The 16,398-nt window shown below is 60.9% G+C and carries 13 protein-coding genes; 5 read left to right on the top strand and 8 right to left on the bottom strand.

Features of this window, described 5'->3' with window-relative positions:
* The first annotated feature begins 52 nt into the window (after nucleotides 1–52).
* A complete protein-coding gene (locus PM3016_RS30090) occupies nucleotides 53–1,315 on the top strand; it encodes an MFS transporter (RefSeq protein WP_014372021.1) in 1,263 nt (420 codons plus the stop codon).
* A gap of 153 nt (nucleotides 1,316–1,468) precedes the next feature.
* Here PM3016_RS30090 and PM3016_RS30095 read toward each other — a convergent pair whose 3' ends face one another.
* From PM3016_RS30095 to PM3016_RS30100, 3 genes are all read right to left on the bottom strand, one after another.
* On the bottom strand, nucleotides 1,469–2,869 hold the full coding sequence (locus tag PM3016_RS30095; RefSeq protein ID WP_013920237.1) for an HD-GYP domain-containing protein: 1,401 nt from the start codon (nucleotides 2,867–2,869) through the stop codon (nucleotides 1,469–1,471).
* A gap of 151 nt (nucleotides 2,870–3,020) precedes the next feature.
* The gene (locus PM3016_RS40450) at nucleotides 3,021–3,374 is read right to left on the bottom strand and encodes an aminotransferase-like domain-containing protein (protein ID WP_238540358.1); all 354 of its coding nucleotides are present in this window, start codon (nucleotides 3,372–3,374) and stop codon (nucleotides 3,021–3,023) included.
* Nucleotides 3,335–4,726, bottom strand: a complete 1,392-nt coding sequence (locus PM3016_RS30100) for an aminotransferase-like domain-containing protein (RefSeq protein ID WP_238540359.1) — start codon at nucleotides 4,724–4,726, stop codon at nucleotides 3,335–3,337. The genes PM3016_RS40450 and PM3016_RS30100 overlap by 40 nt, the downstream gene beginning before the upstream one ends.
* Nucleotides 4,727–4,745: 19 nt before the next feature.
* Here PM3016_RS30100 and PM3016_RS30105 point away from each other — a divergent pair, with 19 nt between their 5' ends.
* Complete coding sequence (locus PM3016_RS30105) at nucleotides 4,746–5,201, top strand: GNAT family N-acetyltransferase (protein ID WP_201768588.1); 456 nt, start codon at nucleotides 4,746–4,748, stop codon at nucleotides 5,199–5,201.
* 1,024 nt (nucleotides 5,202–6,225) lie between these two features.
* Complete coding sequence (locus PM3016_RS30110) at nucleotides 6,226–6,840, top strand: pyridoxamine 5'-phosphate oxidase family protein (RefSeq protein WP_013920241.1); 615 nt, start codon at nucleotides 6,226–6,228, stop codon at nucleotides 6,838–6,840.
* Between the two features lie 192 nt (nucleotides 6,841–7,032).
* Here PM3016_RS30110 and PM3016_RS30115 read toward each other — a convergent pair whose 3' ends face one another.
* Nucleotides 7,033–7,911, bottom strand: coding sequence for a helix-turn-helix transcriptional regulator (locus PM3016_RS30115; protein WP_013920242.1), 879 nt, complete (start codon nucleotides 7,909–7,911; stop codon nucleotides 7,033–7,035).
* A gap of 329 nt (nucleotides 7,912–8,240) precedes the next feature.
* Between PM3016_RS30115 and glsA the strand changes: the two genes are divergently transcribed.
* The gene (gene glsA / locus PM3016_RS30120) at nucleotides 8,241–9,185 is read left to right on the top strand and encodes a glutaminase A (RefSeq protein ID WP_014372024.1); all 945 of its coding nucleotides are present in this window, start codon (nucleotides 8,241–8,243) and stop codon (nucleotides 9,183–9,185) included.
* 736 nt (nucleotides 9,186–9,921) lie between these two features.
* Here the strand turns inward: glsA and mmsB are convergent.
* From mmsB to chvE, 3 genes are all read right to left on the bottom strand, one after another.
* The gene (mmsB, locus tag PM3016_RS30130) at nucleotides 9,922–11,085 is read right to left on the bottom strand and encodes a multiple monosaccharide ABC transporter permease (protein WP_013920245.1); all 1,164 of its coding nucleotides are present in this window, start codon (nucleotides 11,083–11,085) and stop codon (nucleotides 9,922–9,924) included.
* A gap of 3 nt (nucleotides 11,086–11,088) precedes the next feature.
* A complete protein-coding gene (gene mmsA / locus PM3016_RS30135; protein ID WP_041619303.1) occupies nucleotides 11,089–12,618 on the bottom strand; it encodes a multiple monosaccharide ABC transporter ATP-binding protein in 1,530 nt (509 codons plus the stop codon).
* Nucleotides 12,619–12,718: 100 nt separating this feature from the next.
* Complete coding sequence (gene chvE, locus PM3016_RS30140) at nucleotides 12,719–13,843, bottom strand: multiple monosaccharide ABC transporter substrate-binding protein (protein ID WP_013920247.1); 1,125 nt, start codon at nucleotides 13,841–13,843, stop codon at nucleotides 12,719–12,721.
* A 340-nt stretch (nucleotides 13,844–14,183) separates the two neighbouring features.
* Between chvE and PM3016_RS30145 the strand changes: the two genes are divergently transcribed.
* The gene (locus tag PM3016_RS30145; RefSeq protein WP_014372026.1) at nucleotides 14,184–15,053 is read left to right on the top strand and encodes a YwqG family protein; all 870 of its coding nucleotides are present in this window, start codon (nucleotides 14,184–14,186) and stop codon (nucleotides 15,051–15,053) included.
* Nucleotides 15,054–15,172: 119 nt separating this feature from the next.
* On the opposite strand, the gene PM3016_RS30150 is transcribed toward PM3016_RS30145, so the two are convergent.
* Complete coding sequence (locus PM3016_RS30150; protein ID WP_013920250.1) at nucleotides 15,173–16,396, bottom strand: response regulator transcription factor; 1,224 nt, start codon at nucleotides 16,394–16,396, stop codon at nucleotides 15,173–15,175.
* Between the last annotated feature and the right edge of the window lie 2 nt (nucleotides 16,397–16,398).

The following is a 16,398-nucleotide window of genomic DNA, read 5'->3' on the forward strand; positions in this document are numbered from 1 at the left end:
GAGAGCCTCTTGCCAGGTGCCAGTGCCCAAATGACCGAGAGGAGCCCTGACCATGCAGCTTCAAACCGGGGCCGCCGCGGGACCTGCCGCGAAACCGGCACCGCAGCCGGATGTGCGGCCGACCTTATTCCGTATCCTGTTCGCGATCTCGCTCGTCCATTTGTTCAATGACACGATCCAGTCCGTCATTCCCGCGATTCTGCCGATCATCAAGGATTCGATGCAGCTCTCTTACATGCAGGCGGGGATCATCGTCTTCGCGCTCAACATGACCGCTTCGGTGATGCAGCCTGTCGTCGGGCTGTATTCGGACCGGAAGCCCATGCCGTATATGCTGCCGCTCGGGATGGGCCTCACCTTCTTCGGCGTGCTGGGGCTGGCGCTTGCCCCGAACTATGCGCTTGTGCTCGTATCTGTCCTGCTCATCGGTCTCGGCTCGGCCGTCTTCCATCCGGAGGGCTCCCGAGTGGCCTATATGGCCGGCGGCTCAAGGCGCGGTCTGGCCCAATCGATCTTCCAGGTCGGCGGCAACACCGGCCAATCGCTCGCTTCCATTATGACCGCCCTGGTCTTCGTGCCGCTCGGCCAGTTCGGGGCGATCTGGTTTACGGCCGTCGCGGGTCTGGCCATTGTAGTCCAGATGTACATCTCCCGGTGGTATGCCGGATACCTCAAGGCCCATCCGAGACCGGCCAAGTCGGCCGCCGCCCGCCGGATCGATCCGCTGAGGAGCCGACTAATCAAGTTCGCCGTCGGTATGCTGATCTTCCTGGTCTTCGCGAGATCCTGGTACCATGCGGGGATTACGATTTATTATCCGTTCTATCTTATGGATAAGTTCACCATTACGCTGGAGCGCGCCCAGCTGTTCATCTTCCTGTTCACGGCCGCCGGCGTGCTGAGCACCTTCCTAGGAGGGCCGATCTCAGACAAGATCGGCCGGCGCAACGTTATCTTCTTCTCGATGCTGGGCTCCGCCCCTCTGGCGCTGGTGCTGCCTTACGCCAATGAGTTCTGGACGTATGTCATCCTGCTCGTCAACGGCTTCATCATTCTCTCGAGCTTCTCCGTAACCGTCGTCTATGCCCAGGAGCTTATTCCCGGCAAAGTCGGTACGGTATCCGGCCTGATCACCGGCCTGGCCTTCGGTCTCGGCGCCTTGGGCGCGGTCGCCCTGGGCGGCTTGATCGACGTGATCAAGCTGCGGCCGGTGATGGAGCTTGTGAGCTATCTGCCGCTGATCGGCCTGCTGACGTTCTTCCTGCCGCGGGACCGTACGCTGAAGGAATGGTCTTCCGAATCCGGAAACGCGTGACCGCCTGAGAACCTAACCGTCCGGAGCCCCGGACGGTTACCCTTCCTGAAATATCCAAAAAGCCGCCAAACCGGGGCACGGCCTGTGCCTCCCGTTTCGCGGCTTTTTTGCCTCGTCTTCCGCAGCATACCACGTAACGACCGGCGGCAGAGCCTACCTGCCGCCCTTCATGCTCGCCGCCTTCATGCTCATCGTCTCCTCCAGCATCTGGCCAAGGAGCTCCCGCGGCTCGCCTTCGCGGCTCGCCTCTTCGATCTCCAGCCAGCGCTCCTTCGGAATGCGCAGGAACGCCCGGACCACCTCCGGACAGAACTGGGTGCCCGTACAGCGCTCAATCTCGGCCCTCGCTTCGTTATAGCCCCAGCCCTTGCGGTACGGCCTGTCGGAGGTCATCGCGTCATAGCTGTCGCAGAGGGCGAAGATGCGGGCGAAGAGCGGAATCTCCTCTTCCCGCAGCCCATGCGGGTAGCCTCCTCCATCCCAGCGTTCATGATGGTAGCGGACGACATCCAGCGAAGGACTGAGGAACGCAATGTGCTTCAGCATCCGGTAGCCGATCTCCACGTGGCTTTTCATCACGACCCATTCTTCTTCCGTCAGCTCCGCCGGCTTCAGCAGGATCGCATCGGGCACTCCGATCTTCCCCACGTCATGCAGCAGGGCCCCGCGGGCCAGATCCCCGAGCTCCCTGTCGGTCAGATTCATCTCCATCCCGAGGCGCAGCGCATAGGACGTGACGCGGAAGGAATGACCGTGGGTCTCGTTGTCCCGGGAATCGAGTGCGGAGGAGAGCGCCTGAAGCGACTCGTCATAGGTCCGCTCGATCCGGAAGACCATGGCCTCCAGCTCCCGGTTCTGCCGGTCGATCGTGCCCGCCGAATTGCGGAACACATGGTGCAGCGTGAGGAACAGGCCCAGCATCCCGAGCACGATGATCGTCATCAGGATGCCTTCCAGCCAGCCGATCTGGCGGTCCTGTTCGCTGATATCCCGCTTGACCTCGACCACGCCGGCCACCTGTCCGTCCTCCCGCTGCACCGGCATCCACAGATGCAGAATATGGCCGCTGAGACGCTGGTGCACCACCTGGGCGTTCGTTGCCGCCCTCTCCAGGGAACCGGCCAGGGAGGCATCCACCTCCTGCCCGATCGCCTCCTTGTCATAGGAGAATACGATCCGGCCTTCCGTATCATAGAAATTGGCGTCCAGAATGGAGTATAAGTCAAAATGCATCCGCACCAAAGGCAGCACCCTGTCGTAGCTTTGAAGAAGGTCTGCCGGAGTCTGGGAATGGGGCGTATGGGGCTCCCCCACGGGACTGGTGGAGCCTTCCTCTCCGGAGGATTCCGGGAAGATCGCGGCCAGCTGAGGTACTTTGGCAAAATGCTTCACTACGGCTGCTGTCGTCAGCTCCACGGTATCGCGGGTGACAAACGTGCTGCAGGCCCACAGGGTAACGGCCGAGAGGAGAACACCGATGAAGCCGACGGATAAGCCCAGCGTCCACGTAAACCTCCGGTAGGGCGAGAGCGCAATGGAGGCAATGTTGCCCATTTCCTTTCCTCCGTTTCATCATCTGAAGCCGGTCCTGCCGGCCGTATATGTATCTTCCTGACGCTGAATTTCAATAGACAACAGGGCTAATAGAAATCAGGGTCCAACCTCAGAAATATTCGACCTGCAGGTGGAATTTCCTGCCGGAAGCCTAACTTCTTTGGCCGCTCCGCTCCCCGCCCCGGACCATCCGCCGGACCCCTTCCCGGATCTGCTCCTCCGTCAGGTGCGGGAAATTCAGGTACAGCCCGAAGCGGCGCTGTCCTCCGAGCTCCGCTTCCGTCTCCGACCACCGGACGCCCTCGGCCTCTCCCGCGCTCCGGAACGCCCGGTACTCCGCCTCGCCGCCCCGCCACCATCCGAACAGGTGCAGCCCCGCATCGCTCTCGGTCCAGTCGACAAGGGAGCCGAGCTCCCGCTTAACCAATTCGGAGAGCAAGTGGAACTTGCGCCCGTAGCTCCTCTTCATCCGGCGCAGGTGCCGCTCGTACGCGCCGCCGGCCATGAAGGCGGCCAGCGCCTTCTGCTCGAGTAGATTGACCGGGAACGGCTCGAAGAGCGCCTGCGCGCGGGTGAACGGCTCGACCAGGGGCGGAGGCAGCACCGCGTACCCGAGCCGCGTGGGCGGGAGCAGCGACTTCGTGAACGATCCGACGTAGACGACCCGCTCCTCGCCGCCGAGCACGCGCAGCGGTTCGACGGCTCCTTGCCGACGGTGGCGGAACTCGCTGTCATAATCGTCCTCGATGATGACAGCGCCCTTCGCGTCGGCCCACTCGAGCAGCCGCTGCCGCCGCTCCAAGCGAGAGCACCGCTCCGGTCGGGAACTGCCGTGTCGGCGTCACGAACAGCACCCGCGCAGTCCCAGGCGGCGGGGATGATGCCTTCGCCGTCGATCGGGGCGTCGATACAGCGGCCGCCGGCGGCACGGACCGCGCGGCGGAAGCCGCCGTACGACGGCGTCTCCACCACCGCAGCCTCCCCCGGGCCGATCAGCAGCTGCGCGAGCAGCGCGATCGCTTGGACGGAGCCGCCGGTGATGGCGATCTGGCCGGGCTCGGCCGCCAGGCCGCGGGCCCGGCGCAGGTACTGCGCGATCGCCTCGCGCAGCGGCTCCCAGCCCTGGGCCGGCTCGTCCATCAGCCGGGCCGCCGGCTCTCCCCGCACCGCCGCGTGCAGGCAGCGGTTCCACTCTTCGCGCGGGAAGCCGCTGAGGTCCGGCGCGAAGTAGTGGAAGTCGATGAACGCGCCGGAGCCGGGCCGGCTCGAGGGGGCTTCCCCGCCGCCGTGCACCGGCTCTCCCGGAGGCGGACCGAGCCGCCGGCTCCACGGGGAGAGCGGGTAGGCGGGCGCCTCCTCCGGCCGGGCGGCGGCTGCGCCAGCCCCCGAGGTGCGCGTGCTGCGGCGGAACGCGACATACGTGCCGCTGCCGGTGCGGCAGTCGACGTAGCCTTCGGCCGCCAGCATCTCGTAGACCTGGTTCACGGTCCCTCGGGAGAGCCCGTAGGCGGAGGCAAGCTCCCTGGTGGAGGGCAGCCGCGTCCCGCGCTCCAGCACGCCTTCCACGATGCTGTCCCTGAGCGCATGGTACAGCGCCAGGAGCTTCGTCGGGTAGCGTTCAAGATTGGAGTGATACGGTATATGAAAATGCATAGGCTCAGGGTCTCCTTCATCCTGCAGACGATGATGGTCCGGGGCCCCGCCTACCGGGGGTGAAGCTGCCGTGCAGAATCGGGGCGCTCGGAATGGACTAATCTTTTTAATGATAATTGGATCTTTCCGCTTGTCAATGAAGAAGGTATGATACCCTCTAGCACTTACACGCGATTCGGAACCATGCAAAGGAGCCCAGCCCATGACCCTACCATCCTCCTCTATCCGCATCATCACGGCCGGACGTGCCGAGCTGTCCGCCGTCGTCCCGCTCTTCGACGCCTACCGCCGGTTCTACGGCCAGCCCTCGGATCCGGAAGGGGCCGAACGCTTCCTCGAAGGCCTCATGGCCCACGGCGATTCCGTCATTCTCCTGGCCCGCCAGGAGGGATCGGCCGAAGCACTGGGCTTCACCCAGCTGTATCCCGGCTACTCTTCCGTCTCCATGAAGCGGCTGTGGACACTCAACGACCTGTATGTCCGGCCCGAAGCCCGCGGACGAGGGGTCGCGGCCCTGCTCCTGGAGGCCGCCGAAGGACTGGCCCGAGAGAGCGGAGCCAAGGGCCTTCAGCTGGAGACGGCTCCGGACAACCGGACGGCCCAGCGCCTGTACGAACGGATGGGGTATGTGAGAGACGAAGAATACCTCCATTACTTCCGGAGCACGATGGAGAACTGAGGCCTGGAAGGCGCATGATGCGGGAAAGAGCATCGTGCACAGGCAGCCGCCTAGCGTCGGACGGCCGTTGAGCCTGAGCAGCAGGCCGCTTGGGAGCGCGGCTGCGATGCCGGCGTACTGCTGCGGTACGACAATGGCGGACCCCTGATGAGCTGCGGTCTCTTGTGGAGGAGGCTGCCCGATTAGAGGAACTCAGGTGCGCTATTTTGTTCGTGGAGAGGTACGCTTCCGAGATAGCGGAACTCAGGTGCGCTATTTCGAAAAAATGCTCTATTGGGACGCATCGGTTGAGATATAGGATACCTGAGTTCCGTTATTCGCCGGGAAATGACGGGAAATATTCAAATAAGGAATCCTAGTTCCTTTATTTTTCATCTGCGAAGGAACATGACAGCTCGACTCATGCTTGATTATACAAAGAACTACCCACCGCACCGCGCTTTACACCATCTGACCGCCTGTCCCCGGATAGGCGGTTATTCGTATGCTGGTTTCAAGAATGTTTTTGACCATGCATCCTCACTCTACCGGACCACCCCTGCCTATCCGTACCCTTGGTGATCCAATCGTCCTCCTATGCACGGCCTTTCCAACCGCCCCTTCCATTTACCTCCTTCTCCCGGTGCAGCGCCTGTCCCCGGATAGGCAGTTATTGGTATGCTGGTTTCAAAAAGTTTTTGGACATGCATCCTCACTGTACCGGACCTCTGCCTATCCGTACCCTTGGTGATCCTATCGTCCTCCCATGCACGGCCTTTCCAACCGTCCCTTCCGTTTACCTCCTTCTCCCGGTGCAGCGCCTGTCCCCGGATAGGCAGTTATTGGATCCAATCGTCTTCCTATGCACGGCCTTTCCAACCGCCCCTTTAATGTCCTCCCATACTACGCCACTCCAACCTGCCGTTCCGTGACACACCTCTTCCCCCCCCCCAATTGGTACAATAGAAAACCGTATAATTGGATCTTTTGGTTATCCACTTCCTCCCGTATGATGGTAAAAAATCATCGATGGAGGAAGCAGCCCATGAGAAGAAAAGAGTTTTCCGTAGAGGAACAAAATGAGATCGATGCCTTTCTGAACGAGATGTCATACGGTTATCTGGCCACGGAGGGAGCTGACGGCTGGCCGCATCTCACGCCGCTGAACTACGCCTACTGGAACGGGAATATCTACTTTCACGGGTCCCGCGCCGGCAGCAAAATGAAGGAGATTGCCCAGTCGGACAAGGTCAGCTTCGCCGTCTCGAAGGAATATGCCATCATCCCTTCTTACTATTCGGACCCGCGCCAAGCCTGCCCCGCAACAGCGTTCTTCAAATCCGTGCATATCCGCGGGATCGCGGAACCCGTCGAGGATCTCGACGAGAAAGCCGGCGCCCTGTCCTCCATGATGGAGAAGCTGCAGCCGGAAGGCGGCTATGCGCCGATCACGGCGGAGGACCCCGAGTACCGCGGCGAGCTCCGCGGCGTCTCGGTCGTGCGGATCACGGTCAGCGAACTCACCGCGAAGTTCAAGTTCGGCCAGAACATGAGCGAAGAGCGCCGCGCCCATATCGCCGAGAGCCTGGCCGAACGGGGCCGCCCGGACGATGCGGAGACGGCCGAGCTCATGCGCCGGTTCTGTCCTCATCACCAGTAATGAAGAAGGCTGTTCCTGCGCAGAGAAGGTTCTGCGCCGGAACAGCCTTCTTAGGGTCTGGAGGATGGCTTGCAGCGGATCGCGAGAGCCATGCATACCAAGGGCACGGCGGTTGTCCTGACAGCCCGTCCTGCCAACTGCCTCCACCTGACACTGCCCCCGCGCCGGATTACACAGCCACGCACCCGCCGGTTATTCGTCCCGCTGCCAGGCTTCGATCCCCAGGCGGTACTGGAGCGGCGTGAGACCGGTTTGCTTTTTGAACACGGCGCTGAAGTACTGCCTGGAGTTCATGCCGATGTAACCCGGAATCTCAATCACGGGAATATCAGTCTGGGCCAGCAGCATCTTGGCCTTCTCAATGCGCAGCGCTGTGAGGTATTCGACGATCGAGCTTCCCGTATGCAAACGGAAGATCCGGTGCAGGTAGCTCGGATGCAGATTTACGGCCTCCGCCAGCTCCTTCACCCGGAGATCGCAGTCGTAGTGGTGATGCAGGTAGGCGATGACCTTCTTCACATACAGATCGCCGGGGTTCGCCTGATGCTCCTCCGCCTCCGCCGCCAGCCGGGCCACGCGCAGCAGCAGCTGGGACAGCAGCAGCTGGACCATGAAGCCGCCCCGGCTGCGGTCGCTGAGCTCCAGCACCAGGCTCTTCAGTGTATGATAAACGTCGGTGGTGTCGCTCAGCACGAGATAAGGACGCACGCGCCCCAGCATCGCCCGCAGCACCTCGTTCTCCTCGGCCAGCTGCCGGAAGGACGGGAACGCGCCCTGCCTCGGCCCCAGCACGAACTCCACGTTCAGCATCCGGCACACGGTACTCTCCTCCACGAAGAGCCGGTGCGCCACCAGCGCATCGATGAGGATAAAGTCCCCTTTTCCCAGATGCACCCGGTCCTCCGCGAACTCGACGGTACATTCCCCCGAGATCACGTACATGATCTCGGCGGCACGATGGGTGTGAAACGGCATCTGAAACCCGTTCCACTGCTTGGAATAGTACGCCACCGTCCGCAGATGGCACTCTTCCTCCAGATATCTCGGATGATACAGACTGGCTTGGTCCATTGGCTCCTCCACGGATGGTCCGATTCGTCCTTGCAGGCATATAGTTCCATGATGCGCGGGCCGCAGCCGCTTGTCAACTCGAGCGCGGCCCGCATCCCGAGCGGATTCCGCCTTCCCCGGCTGCCTGGAGCGGAGCCCCTCCGCAGCGGTCTCCGTATCGCTCCTGCATGGTCCATATATCGGATCCTCGGCCAGTCTTCCGCGACACTTCCAATTACGCTTCCGCCCGCTCTTCTGCTCTTTGCCTCCAGACTTCTTGCCTTTTCTTCCTCCCCAAAAAAGGCTATGCTAGGAAGGATAACGAACTTTCCTGCTGAGGAGGCTGACCGATGAACCCGAAGAACGATCTGAATCTCATTGCCGACAAACTGCCGGAGTGGCTCGAAGAAAGCCGCAAATATACCGTCCTCGGCCGGCCCGCCTCCTATATTCCCGAGCTGGCTTATGCACCCGCGGAGGCCCTGGGGGTCACCGTGATGGGAGCGGACGGCACCGAAATCACGGCGGGGGACTGCGGACTTACCTTCACCATGCAGAGTATCTCCAAAGTGTTTACTCTGCTGCTCGCCCTCATGGACCACGGGGAAGACGGCGTCTTCCAGAAGGTGGGCATGGAGCCGACCGGCGACGATTTCAACTCGATGCTGAAGCTGGAGCTGGTGCCGCCCGGCATCCCGTTCAACCCGCTGATCAATGCGGGGGCCATCGCGATCTCTTCGCTGATTCACGGGGTTTCCCCGTCGGACAAGCTCAGCCGGATTCTGGCCTTCTTCCGCGAGGTATCGGGCGATCCCGATCTCACTTATAATGAAGCGGTATACGCTTCCGAGTCGGCCCATGCGCACCGCAACCGGTCGCTGGCCTACTTCCTGAAGGACAATCACGTGCTGGACGGGGACGTCGAGGAGGTGCTCGACCTCTACTTCAAGCACTGCTCCATCGAGGTCACCTGCCGTCACCTGGCCCGCATGGCTCTCGTGCTCGCCCTGAACGGCAAGGACCCGGTGAGCGGCCGCGAGCTGATCCCGAAGCGTTATGTCGCCATCGCCAAGACGTTCATGATCACGTGCGGCATGTATAACGCTTCGGGCGAGTTCGCAATTAAGGTCGGCATGCCGGCGAAGAGCGGTGTGGCCGGAGGCATCCTCGCCCTCGTGCCCGGACGCTTCGGCGTCGGCGTCATCGGCCCTGCGCTGAACCATAAAGGCAACAGCACCGCAGGCGTGCATCTGCTCCAGACGATGTCCGAGGCGATGGACTGGAGTATATTCTAAGCAGCCTCCGGGAGCATGCCCAACCCTAGGCCGGCATGAGGCTGCTCCAACAGGTCAGAGGCGGCGGACTCGAAGGGAGCAGAGGGGCACTGTCCGGCAGCCCCCTGCCCGGGTTCGCCCATACACTCGAATTTCAACACCCTGGGATGACAGCGGGGTACCCAGACGCCCCCCCACATCCTCCAATAGGACGCCTGCAAAAATAAAGGAACTAGGATTCCTTATCTTGGTATTTCCCGTCATTTCCCAAGGAATAGAGGAACCAGGATGCGCTATGTAACCAGGAAGCCGGGGAAAACCGGCCGCACTGACCTGATAGCGCATCTCAGTTCCTCTATTTTTCCGATATCCTCATCCGACCTCACCATAACGCACTAGAGTTCCTCTATTTCGCAATTTAGCGCCTTCACCCTAGTTCACTCCCGCCCATCCATGGGCTTCGAGCGTCTCAGATTCGTTCTGCTCCAGCGTCAGAGCGCCAGCCGCTCCCCACATCCAGTATCATCTAGTCTCATCCACTCTCATCCCCCTCTTGCCCGCCTAGTACGGCTGCTCCCCCGAGGTCTACTTTCAGGCCGCTACAAGATAACCGGCATCGCCCTCATTTTAGGACAGTGCGCGTATATTAAGAAATAGAAGATGACCGAATCGAGCCTTGGCGAGATATAAATTCTTATATGTTAAAAGGGCTCCGGAGCCCCTTCGCCCCGAAACCCAACAAAATGATAAAACCCAATCAGCTTACGCCTTTGTTCTTATTATAGATGTCGAACCCTACCGCGAGGAGCAGCACCAGTCCCTTGATGCCCTGCTGCCAGTCGATGCCGAGGCCGACGAGCGACATCCCGTTGTTCATGACGCCCATGACCAGGCCGCCGACGATCGCGCCGATAACCGTCCCGATCCCGCCCGAAGCGGACGCGCCGCCGATAAAGCACGCTGCGATCGCATCGAGCTCGAAGTTCACGCCGGCCTTCGGCGTGGCGGAGTTCAGACGCGCCGCGAAGATCAGGCCCGACAGGGCGGAGAGCACGCCCATGTTCACGAACACCCAGAACGTGATGCGCTGCGTTTTGACCCCGGAGAGCTTCGCCGCCTTCTCATTGCCGCCGAGCGCATAGATGTGGCGTCCGACAATCGTACGGTTCATCACGAAGGTGTAGATCACGATGAGCACGAACAGCAGAATGAGGATGTTCGGAATCCCCTCGTAGGTCGCAAGCACATAAGTGAAGATATTGAGCACGGCGACCATCGCCGCCAGCTTCAAGGCAAACAGCGCACCGGAGCCCACTTCAAAGCCGTATTTCTGCTGCGTGCTGCGCTTTCTCCACTCGGAAAACACGAGGATCAGCGATAAAACGATACCGATGATAATCGTCAGCATGTGGATTTTGCCGCCGAACGCATCGGGCAGGAAGCCCGAGGAGATCTTCTGGAACGTCTTCGGGAACGGCGCGATCGACTTGCCGTCGAGCACGATCATCGTCAGGCCGCGGAACAAGAGCATGCCGGCCAGCGTCACGATGAACGACGGGATCCGCACATACGCGACCCAGAAGCCCTGCCAGGCGCCGACAAGAGCGCCGATGAGCAGCGAGATTAGCATCGCAGGCACGAAGTGCATCTGCATATCGACCATGAGAATGGCCGAGATCGCGCCAACGAAGGCCGCCACCGAGCCGACCGACAGATCGATGTGCCCGGTGATGATGACGAGCAGCATACCGATCGCCAGCACGAGAATGTACGAGTTCTGAAGAATGAGATTCGTAATGTTAAGCGGCTTGAGCAGAATGCCGTCCGTTAGAATCTGAAAAAACACCATAATGAACAGCAGCGCGATCACCATGCCGTACTGCCGGATATTGCCCCGGAAAAGCTCCTTAACCGTATTCATGCCCTACCCCCTGGTCTTCGTCATAAATTTCATGAGCTTCTCCTGCGACGCCTCGGCCCGCGGGAATTCGCCGGTGATCCGGCCCTCGCTCATGACATAGATCCGGTCGCACATGCCGAGCACCTCCGGCAGCTCCGATGAGATGATGAGCACGCCTTTCCCCTCGGCGGCCAGCTGGTGAATGATCGTATAGATCTCGTACTTGGCCCCGACGTCGATGCCGCGGGTCGGCTCATCGAGGATCAGCAGATCCGGCTCCGCGAACATCCACTTGCTGAGCACCACCTTCTGCTGGTTGCCCCCGCTGAGATTGCCCGTCTTTTGCAGAATGCTCGGCGACTTGATGTTCATCTTCTTGCGGTAGCTCTCCGCCTCGACCACTTCCCGGTTCTCGTCCACGACGCCGCGCTTCGAGATCTTGCCGAGATTGGCCAGCGTGATGTTCTGCTTGATATTGTCCATGAGCACGAGTCCGTAGTGCTTGCGGTCCTCCGTCACGTAAGCGATGCCGCTGTCGATCGCCTCGGGAATGCTGCGCAGCTCGAGCGGCCTGCCGTCCTTGATCATCGTGCCGCTGATCTTCTGCCCGTACGACCGGCCGAAGATGCTCATCGCCAGCTCCGTGCGTCCTGCGCCCATCAGCCCGGCAATGCCGACGATCTCGCCCCGGCGGATCCCCAGGTTGATGTTATGGAGCACCTGCCGGTCCGCCTGCTGCGGATGGAACACGTTCCAGTTCTTGATCTCAAAGATCGTCTCCCCGATCTTCGGCTCACGCTCCGGATACCGCTGGGTCAGGTCGCGGCCGACCATGCCTTTGATAATCCGGTCCTCGGTAATGTTGTCCCGGCGCATATCGAGCGTCTCGATCGTCCGGCCGTCCCGCAGGATCGTGATGGAATCGGCCACCTTCGAGATTTCGTTCAGCTTGTGGGAGATGAGAATCGACGAGATGCCCTGCCGCTTCAGCTCGAGGAGCAGCTGCAGCAGATTCTCGCTGTCGTCCTCGTTGAGTGCGGCCGTCGGCTCGTCAAGAATGAGCAGCTGCACGCGCTTGGCCAGCGCCTTGGCGATCTCCACGAGCTGCTGCTTGCCGACGCCGAGCTGGGCGATCTGCGTGTTCGGGGACTCGTGAAGCCCCACCTTGTCCAGCAGCTCCTTCGTGCGTACGAACGTCTCGTTCCAGTCGACGATGCCCCCTTTGGCCCGCTCATTACCGAGGAAAATATTCTCCGCAATCGACAGATACGGGATCAGCGCCAGCTCCTGGTGAATGATGACGATGCCCAGATTCTCGCTCATCTTGATATCCTTGAACTCGCATACCTGGCCCTTGAACAGGATATCGCCCGTATACGTGCCGTGCGGATAGACACCGCTCAGCACCTTCATCAGGGTGGACTTGCCGGCCCCGTTCTCGCCCATCAGGGCGTGGATCTCGCCTTCCTTCACCTGCAGGTTCACCCGCTCGAGCGCCTTCACGCCGGGGAACTCCTTCGTTATGTTCTTCATCTCCAGGATGATGTCCGTCAATCGTCTCACCACGCCTTCTTGTCAGTTCTCTTCGTTATCGCAAAAAGGGATGGGCGACAGGGACAGGCCGCCGTCACTCCATCCCTTCCTCTTCGCTGCCTTACTTCGCCAGCTGGTCCTTCGTGTAATAGCCGCTGCCGACGAGCACCTGCTCGTAGTTCGTCACGTCTACGGATACCGGCTCGAGCAGGAAGGAAGGCACCACCTTCACTCCGTTGTTGTACGTTTTCGTATCGTTGACTTCCGCTTCCTTGCCCTTCAGCACCGCGTCCGCCATGGCCACGGCTTTCTTCGCCAGCTCTCTCGTGTCCTTGAAGACCGTCTGCGTCTGCTCGCCGGCAATGATCGACTTCACGGAAGCGAGCTCCGCGTCCTGGCCGGTGATGACCGGAAGCGGCTTGCTGCCGGAGCCGTAGCCCACGCCCTTCAGCGAGGACAGGATGCCGATGGAGATGCCGTCATACGGGGAGAGGACCGCGTCCACTTTCTCCGTCGCATAGTTCGCGCTCAGCAGGTTATCCATCCGGGCTTGTGCGGCTGCGCCGTCCCAGCGGAGGGTCGCCACCTGCTTCATCTCCGTCTGCTTGCTGCGCACCACGAGCTTGCCGGAGTCGATGTAAGGCTTCAGGATCGACATCGCGCCGTCGAAGAAGAAGTACGCGTTGTTGTCATCCGGGGAGCCCGCGAACAGCTCGATGTTGAACGGCCCTTTGCCTTCCTTCAGGCCCAGCTTCTTCTCGATGTAGGACGCCTGCTGTACGCCGACCTTGAAGTTATCGAAGGTCGCATAGTAAGCGACATGCTCGCTCTTCTTGATCAGGCGGTCATACGCGATGACCTTGATGCCGGCCGCGTTGGCCTTGTCGAGCGCGTCCGTCAGCGATTCGCCGTCCACGGCGGCGACCACGAGCACCTTCACGCCCTTGGTGATCATGTTCTCGATCTGGGATACCTGGTTCTCGACCACGTCCTCCGCATACTGCAGGTCCGTCTGGTAGCCCAGCTTCTCGAACTCCTTCACCATGTTCGCACCGTCGCTCACCCAGCGCTCGGACGACTTCGTCGGCATCGAGATGCCCACCTTGCCTGCCTTGCCGTCGCCGCCGCTTCCGCCCTCCGTCTGGGCTGCGCCGCCCGTCGTTTCCGCTGCGCCACCCCCGCCTCCGCACGCCGCCAAGCTGAACAGCAGCACGAGAAGCATCATCATTGAGACCGCTTTCTTCATCGTTTCGAATCCCCTCTCTACCGGTACATTGTGTGGTTGATTTGCTATGTCTTCACTCTACCACCCTACCCCGCCGGCGGTCTTTTTACAGAACCGCACACTTTTTACACAAATCATACTTTTGGGCAGGCGGGCTGACCGTTCATGATCCAGTTTGGTTTTGCAAAGTGGATTATGAAAATGCAGCGGAAGCCGCAGCCCTTCCATCCAAGTCCGGTAATCTCAAAGCATCAGTCTCCTGATGCGGCACGACCTGTCCGCAACCTTCTGCTAAGGAAGGCCGTTTAACCTTATGGGACTGCGACAGAGCCCGAAACGATCCCTGAAGGAGGAGCCGGACATGAACAAAGAAACCATCCTGCAAGCTCTTGATGCGGCAGGCCTTGGCCCTTACCGGGACGCCATCTCCCGGCTCATCTATCCGTCCCACCGGCTGCTGCTGCACGGTACTGTGGAAAACAGCATGCCCCCGGGGGCAAGCAAAATCGGCGGATGTCCCGACCTGCCCCCAGACTTGGAATGGCCAACGTGGAGGGGATATCCGCAATCCTTCATTGCCCAGCTCAATTTGGCTGATCTCCCGCCGATCTCCCCTCTGCCCGCTGCCGGAGTCCTGTACTTCTTTTATGCGGCTCAGGCCATGTATGGAGTACGCGGCTTCTACGAGGATCCCCGGACCTGCAGCGTGTTCTACCTGGGTGCCGACCGGATTCCCAGCCTGCAGCGCCGGCCGCATCCGGAGACACTGGATGCCGGCAGCACGTTGTACGCTTCACGTATCGAAGCCCGCCCCACGCTGTGCGTCCCTTCCGCTGACTCGGCATACCTGGAGAGCCTTGGGCTGGGCTGGGACAGCAATTCGGAAGATTACGACACCTACTGGGAGATATTCCTTCCTCAGCTTGAGGACCGGCCCTCCGGGATCATTCACCGGCTGCTCGGCCACCCGGATCAGATACAGGCAGACATGCAGATGGAATGTGAAATGCTGCGGCGGGGCTGGACCTGGGAGGACATTGGCCGTCCGGACCAGCGGCAGAACCTTCTCCCCTCCGCTGCAGACTGGCGGCTGCTGCTCCAGATCGATTCCGATGAGCGCATGACGGGCATGACCTGGGGCGATGCCGGAAAAATTTATTTCTGGATCAGGGAAGAGGACCTCGCCTCCTTGCATTTCGATGGAGTTACATGCATCATGCAGTGCACCTGAACCTGCAGACCAAAAAGGGCAGCCTCAAACGGCCGCCCTTTTCTTTTGAGATTGCTTCTTGATCGTTACAACTCTGTTGTCCAGTGTTCCTGCCAGGATAGGTCAAGCGCCTATCCTGTTCATTCCATCTGCTCTCCCGCACTGACCACGCCCCGCCGGTACTGATTGGGCGAGACTCCCATCACCTTCTTGAACGCGGTGCTGAAATAGTGCTGCGACTCGTAGCCCGCCCGCTCCGCGATCTCGCCGACCGGCAGGTCCGTCCCCCCGAGCAGCTGAACCGCCAGCTGGATGCGCATCTGCGTCACCAGCGAGACGAACGGCATGCCTAGCTCCTGCTTCAGCACCCGGCTCAGATACACCGGCGACATCTGCAGCTCCGCCGCCGCCGACTCCAGCGTGAGGCCGCTGTCCGTGAAGCGGTCGCGGATGTACTGCCTCGCCCGCCGCACGATCGGAGAGATCTGCTGCTCCTCATACACCTTCGTCCGGCAGTGGCGGTACACGGACGCGATCCCGGTCACGGAGCCTTCCACGTGCTCGAAGCAGAGATGCACGGTCAGCTTGAGGTACGTCTGCACCGCCCGCTCGATCTCCGCGTAGACGCTCTCCGGCACCGCCTCCCACAGACACACGACCAGAAGCCCCATGGTATCGCGGAACATCGCATGCCGGTAAGGCTCAAGCAGCTCCGCGGCGATGTTCTCGATGGCAAACAGCAGCAGCTGCCGGTCGCTCTCCTTCATGAGCCGCTGGGGGGCGGACGACTCCGGCCAGCGGATGATGCCCAGGCGCTGCGGCGCCGAGGCCGGCAGCTCGAGGAACTGCAGCTGCTCCAGGATCTCCCCCTCAGTCATCGTGCCCTCCACCCACTCCAGGCAGAAGCGCTCGCGCAGCAGTGGAAAATTCTTCGAGATCTGCTTCGAAGCCATGGCGAGATAGCCGTTCTGCTTCTCGGCCAGCTCCAGCTTCCGCCGTACGTTCCCCAGCACCGTGTGCAGCTGCTTCGGGTCGGCCGGCTTCAGAATGTAATCATCCACCTCCAGACGGATGGCCTCCTGGGCAAATACAAATTCGTCATGCCCGGTAATGACGACGATACGGCTGCCCGGCAGCTCCTCGCGTACCCGCTTCATGAGCTCGATGCCGTTCATGATCGGCATGTTGAGATCCACAAGCAGCACCTCGGCGCTGTGCTCCAGCGCCAGCTCCAGCGCTTCCTCCCCGTCTTCGGCTTCCGCCACGACCTCCATGCCTAGCGACGTCCAATCGACCGCATCCCGGATGCCTTCCCGGATCCAAGGCTCGTCGTCGGCGATGAGCACTTTCCATCTTTTTTCCATAG

The organism is Paenibacillus mucilaginosus 3016, assembly GCF_000250655.1.
Taxonomy (GTDB): domain Bacteria; phylum Bacillota; class Bacilli; order Paenibacillales; family NBRC-103111; genus Paenibacillus_G; species Paenibacillus_G mucilaginosus.

Coding starts and splice junctions, on each gene's coding strand:
- PM3016_RS30090 (WP_014372021.1), top strand. CDS start 53: ATGCAGCTTCAAACCGGGGCCGCCGCGGGACCTGCCGCGAAACCGGCA.
- PM3016_RS30095 (WP_013920237.1), bottom strand. CDS start 2,869: ATGGGCAACATTGCCTCCATTGCGCTCTCGCCCTACCGGAGGTTTACG.
- PM3016_RS40450 (WP_238540358.1), bottom strand. CDS start 3,374: ATGGCCGGCGGCGCGTACGAGCGGCACCTGCGCCGGATGAAGAGGAGC.
- PM3016_RS30100 (WP_238540359.1), bottom strand. CDS start 4,726: ATGGGCTGGGCTCCTTTGCATGGTTCCGAATCGCGTGTAAGTGCTAGA.
- PM3016_RS30110 (WP_013920241.1), top strand. CDS start 6,226: ATGAGAAGAAAAGAGTTTTCCGTAGAGGAACAAAATGAGATCGATGCC.
- PM3016_RS30115 (WP_013920242.1), bottom strand. CDS start 7,911: ATGGACCAAGCCAGTCTGTATCATCCGAGATATCTGGAGGAAGAGTGC.
- glsA (WP_014372024.1), top strand. CDS start 8,241: ATGAACCCGAAGAACGATCTGAATCTCATTGCCGACAAACTGCCGGAG.
- mmsB (WP_013920245.1), bottom strand. CDS start 11,085: ATGAATACGGTTAAGGAGCTTTTCCGGGGCAATATCCGGCAGTACGGC.
- chvE (WP_013920247.1), bottom strand. CDS start 13,843: ATGAAGAAAGCGGTCTCAATGATGATGCTTCTCGTGCTGCTGTTCAGC.
- PM3016_RS30145 (WP_014372026.1), top strand. CDS start 14,184: ATGAACAAAGAAACCATCCTGCAAGCTCTTGATGCGGCAGGCCTTGGC.
- PM3016_RS30150 (WP_013920250.1), bottom strand. CDS start 16,396: ATGGAAAAAAGATGGAAAGTGCTCATCGCCGACGACGAGCCTTGGATC.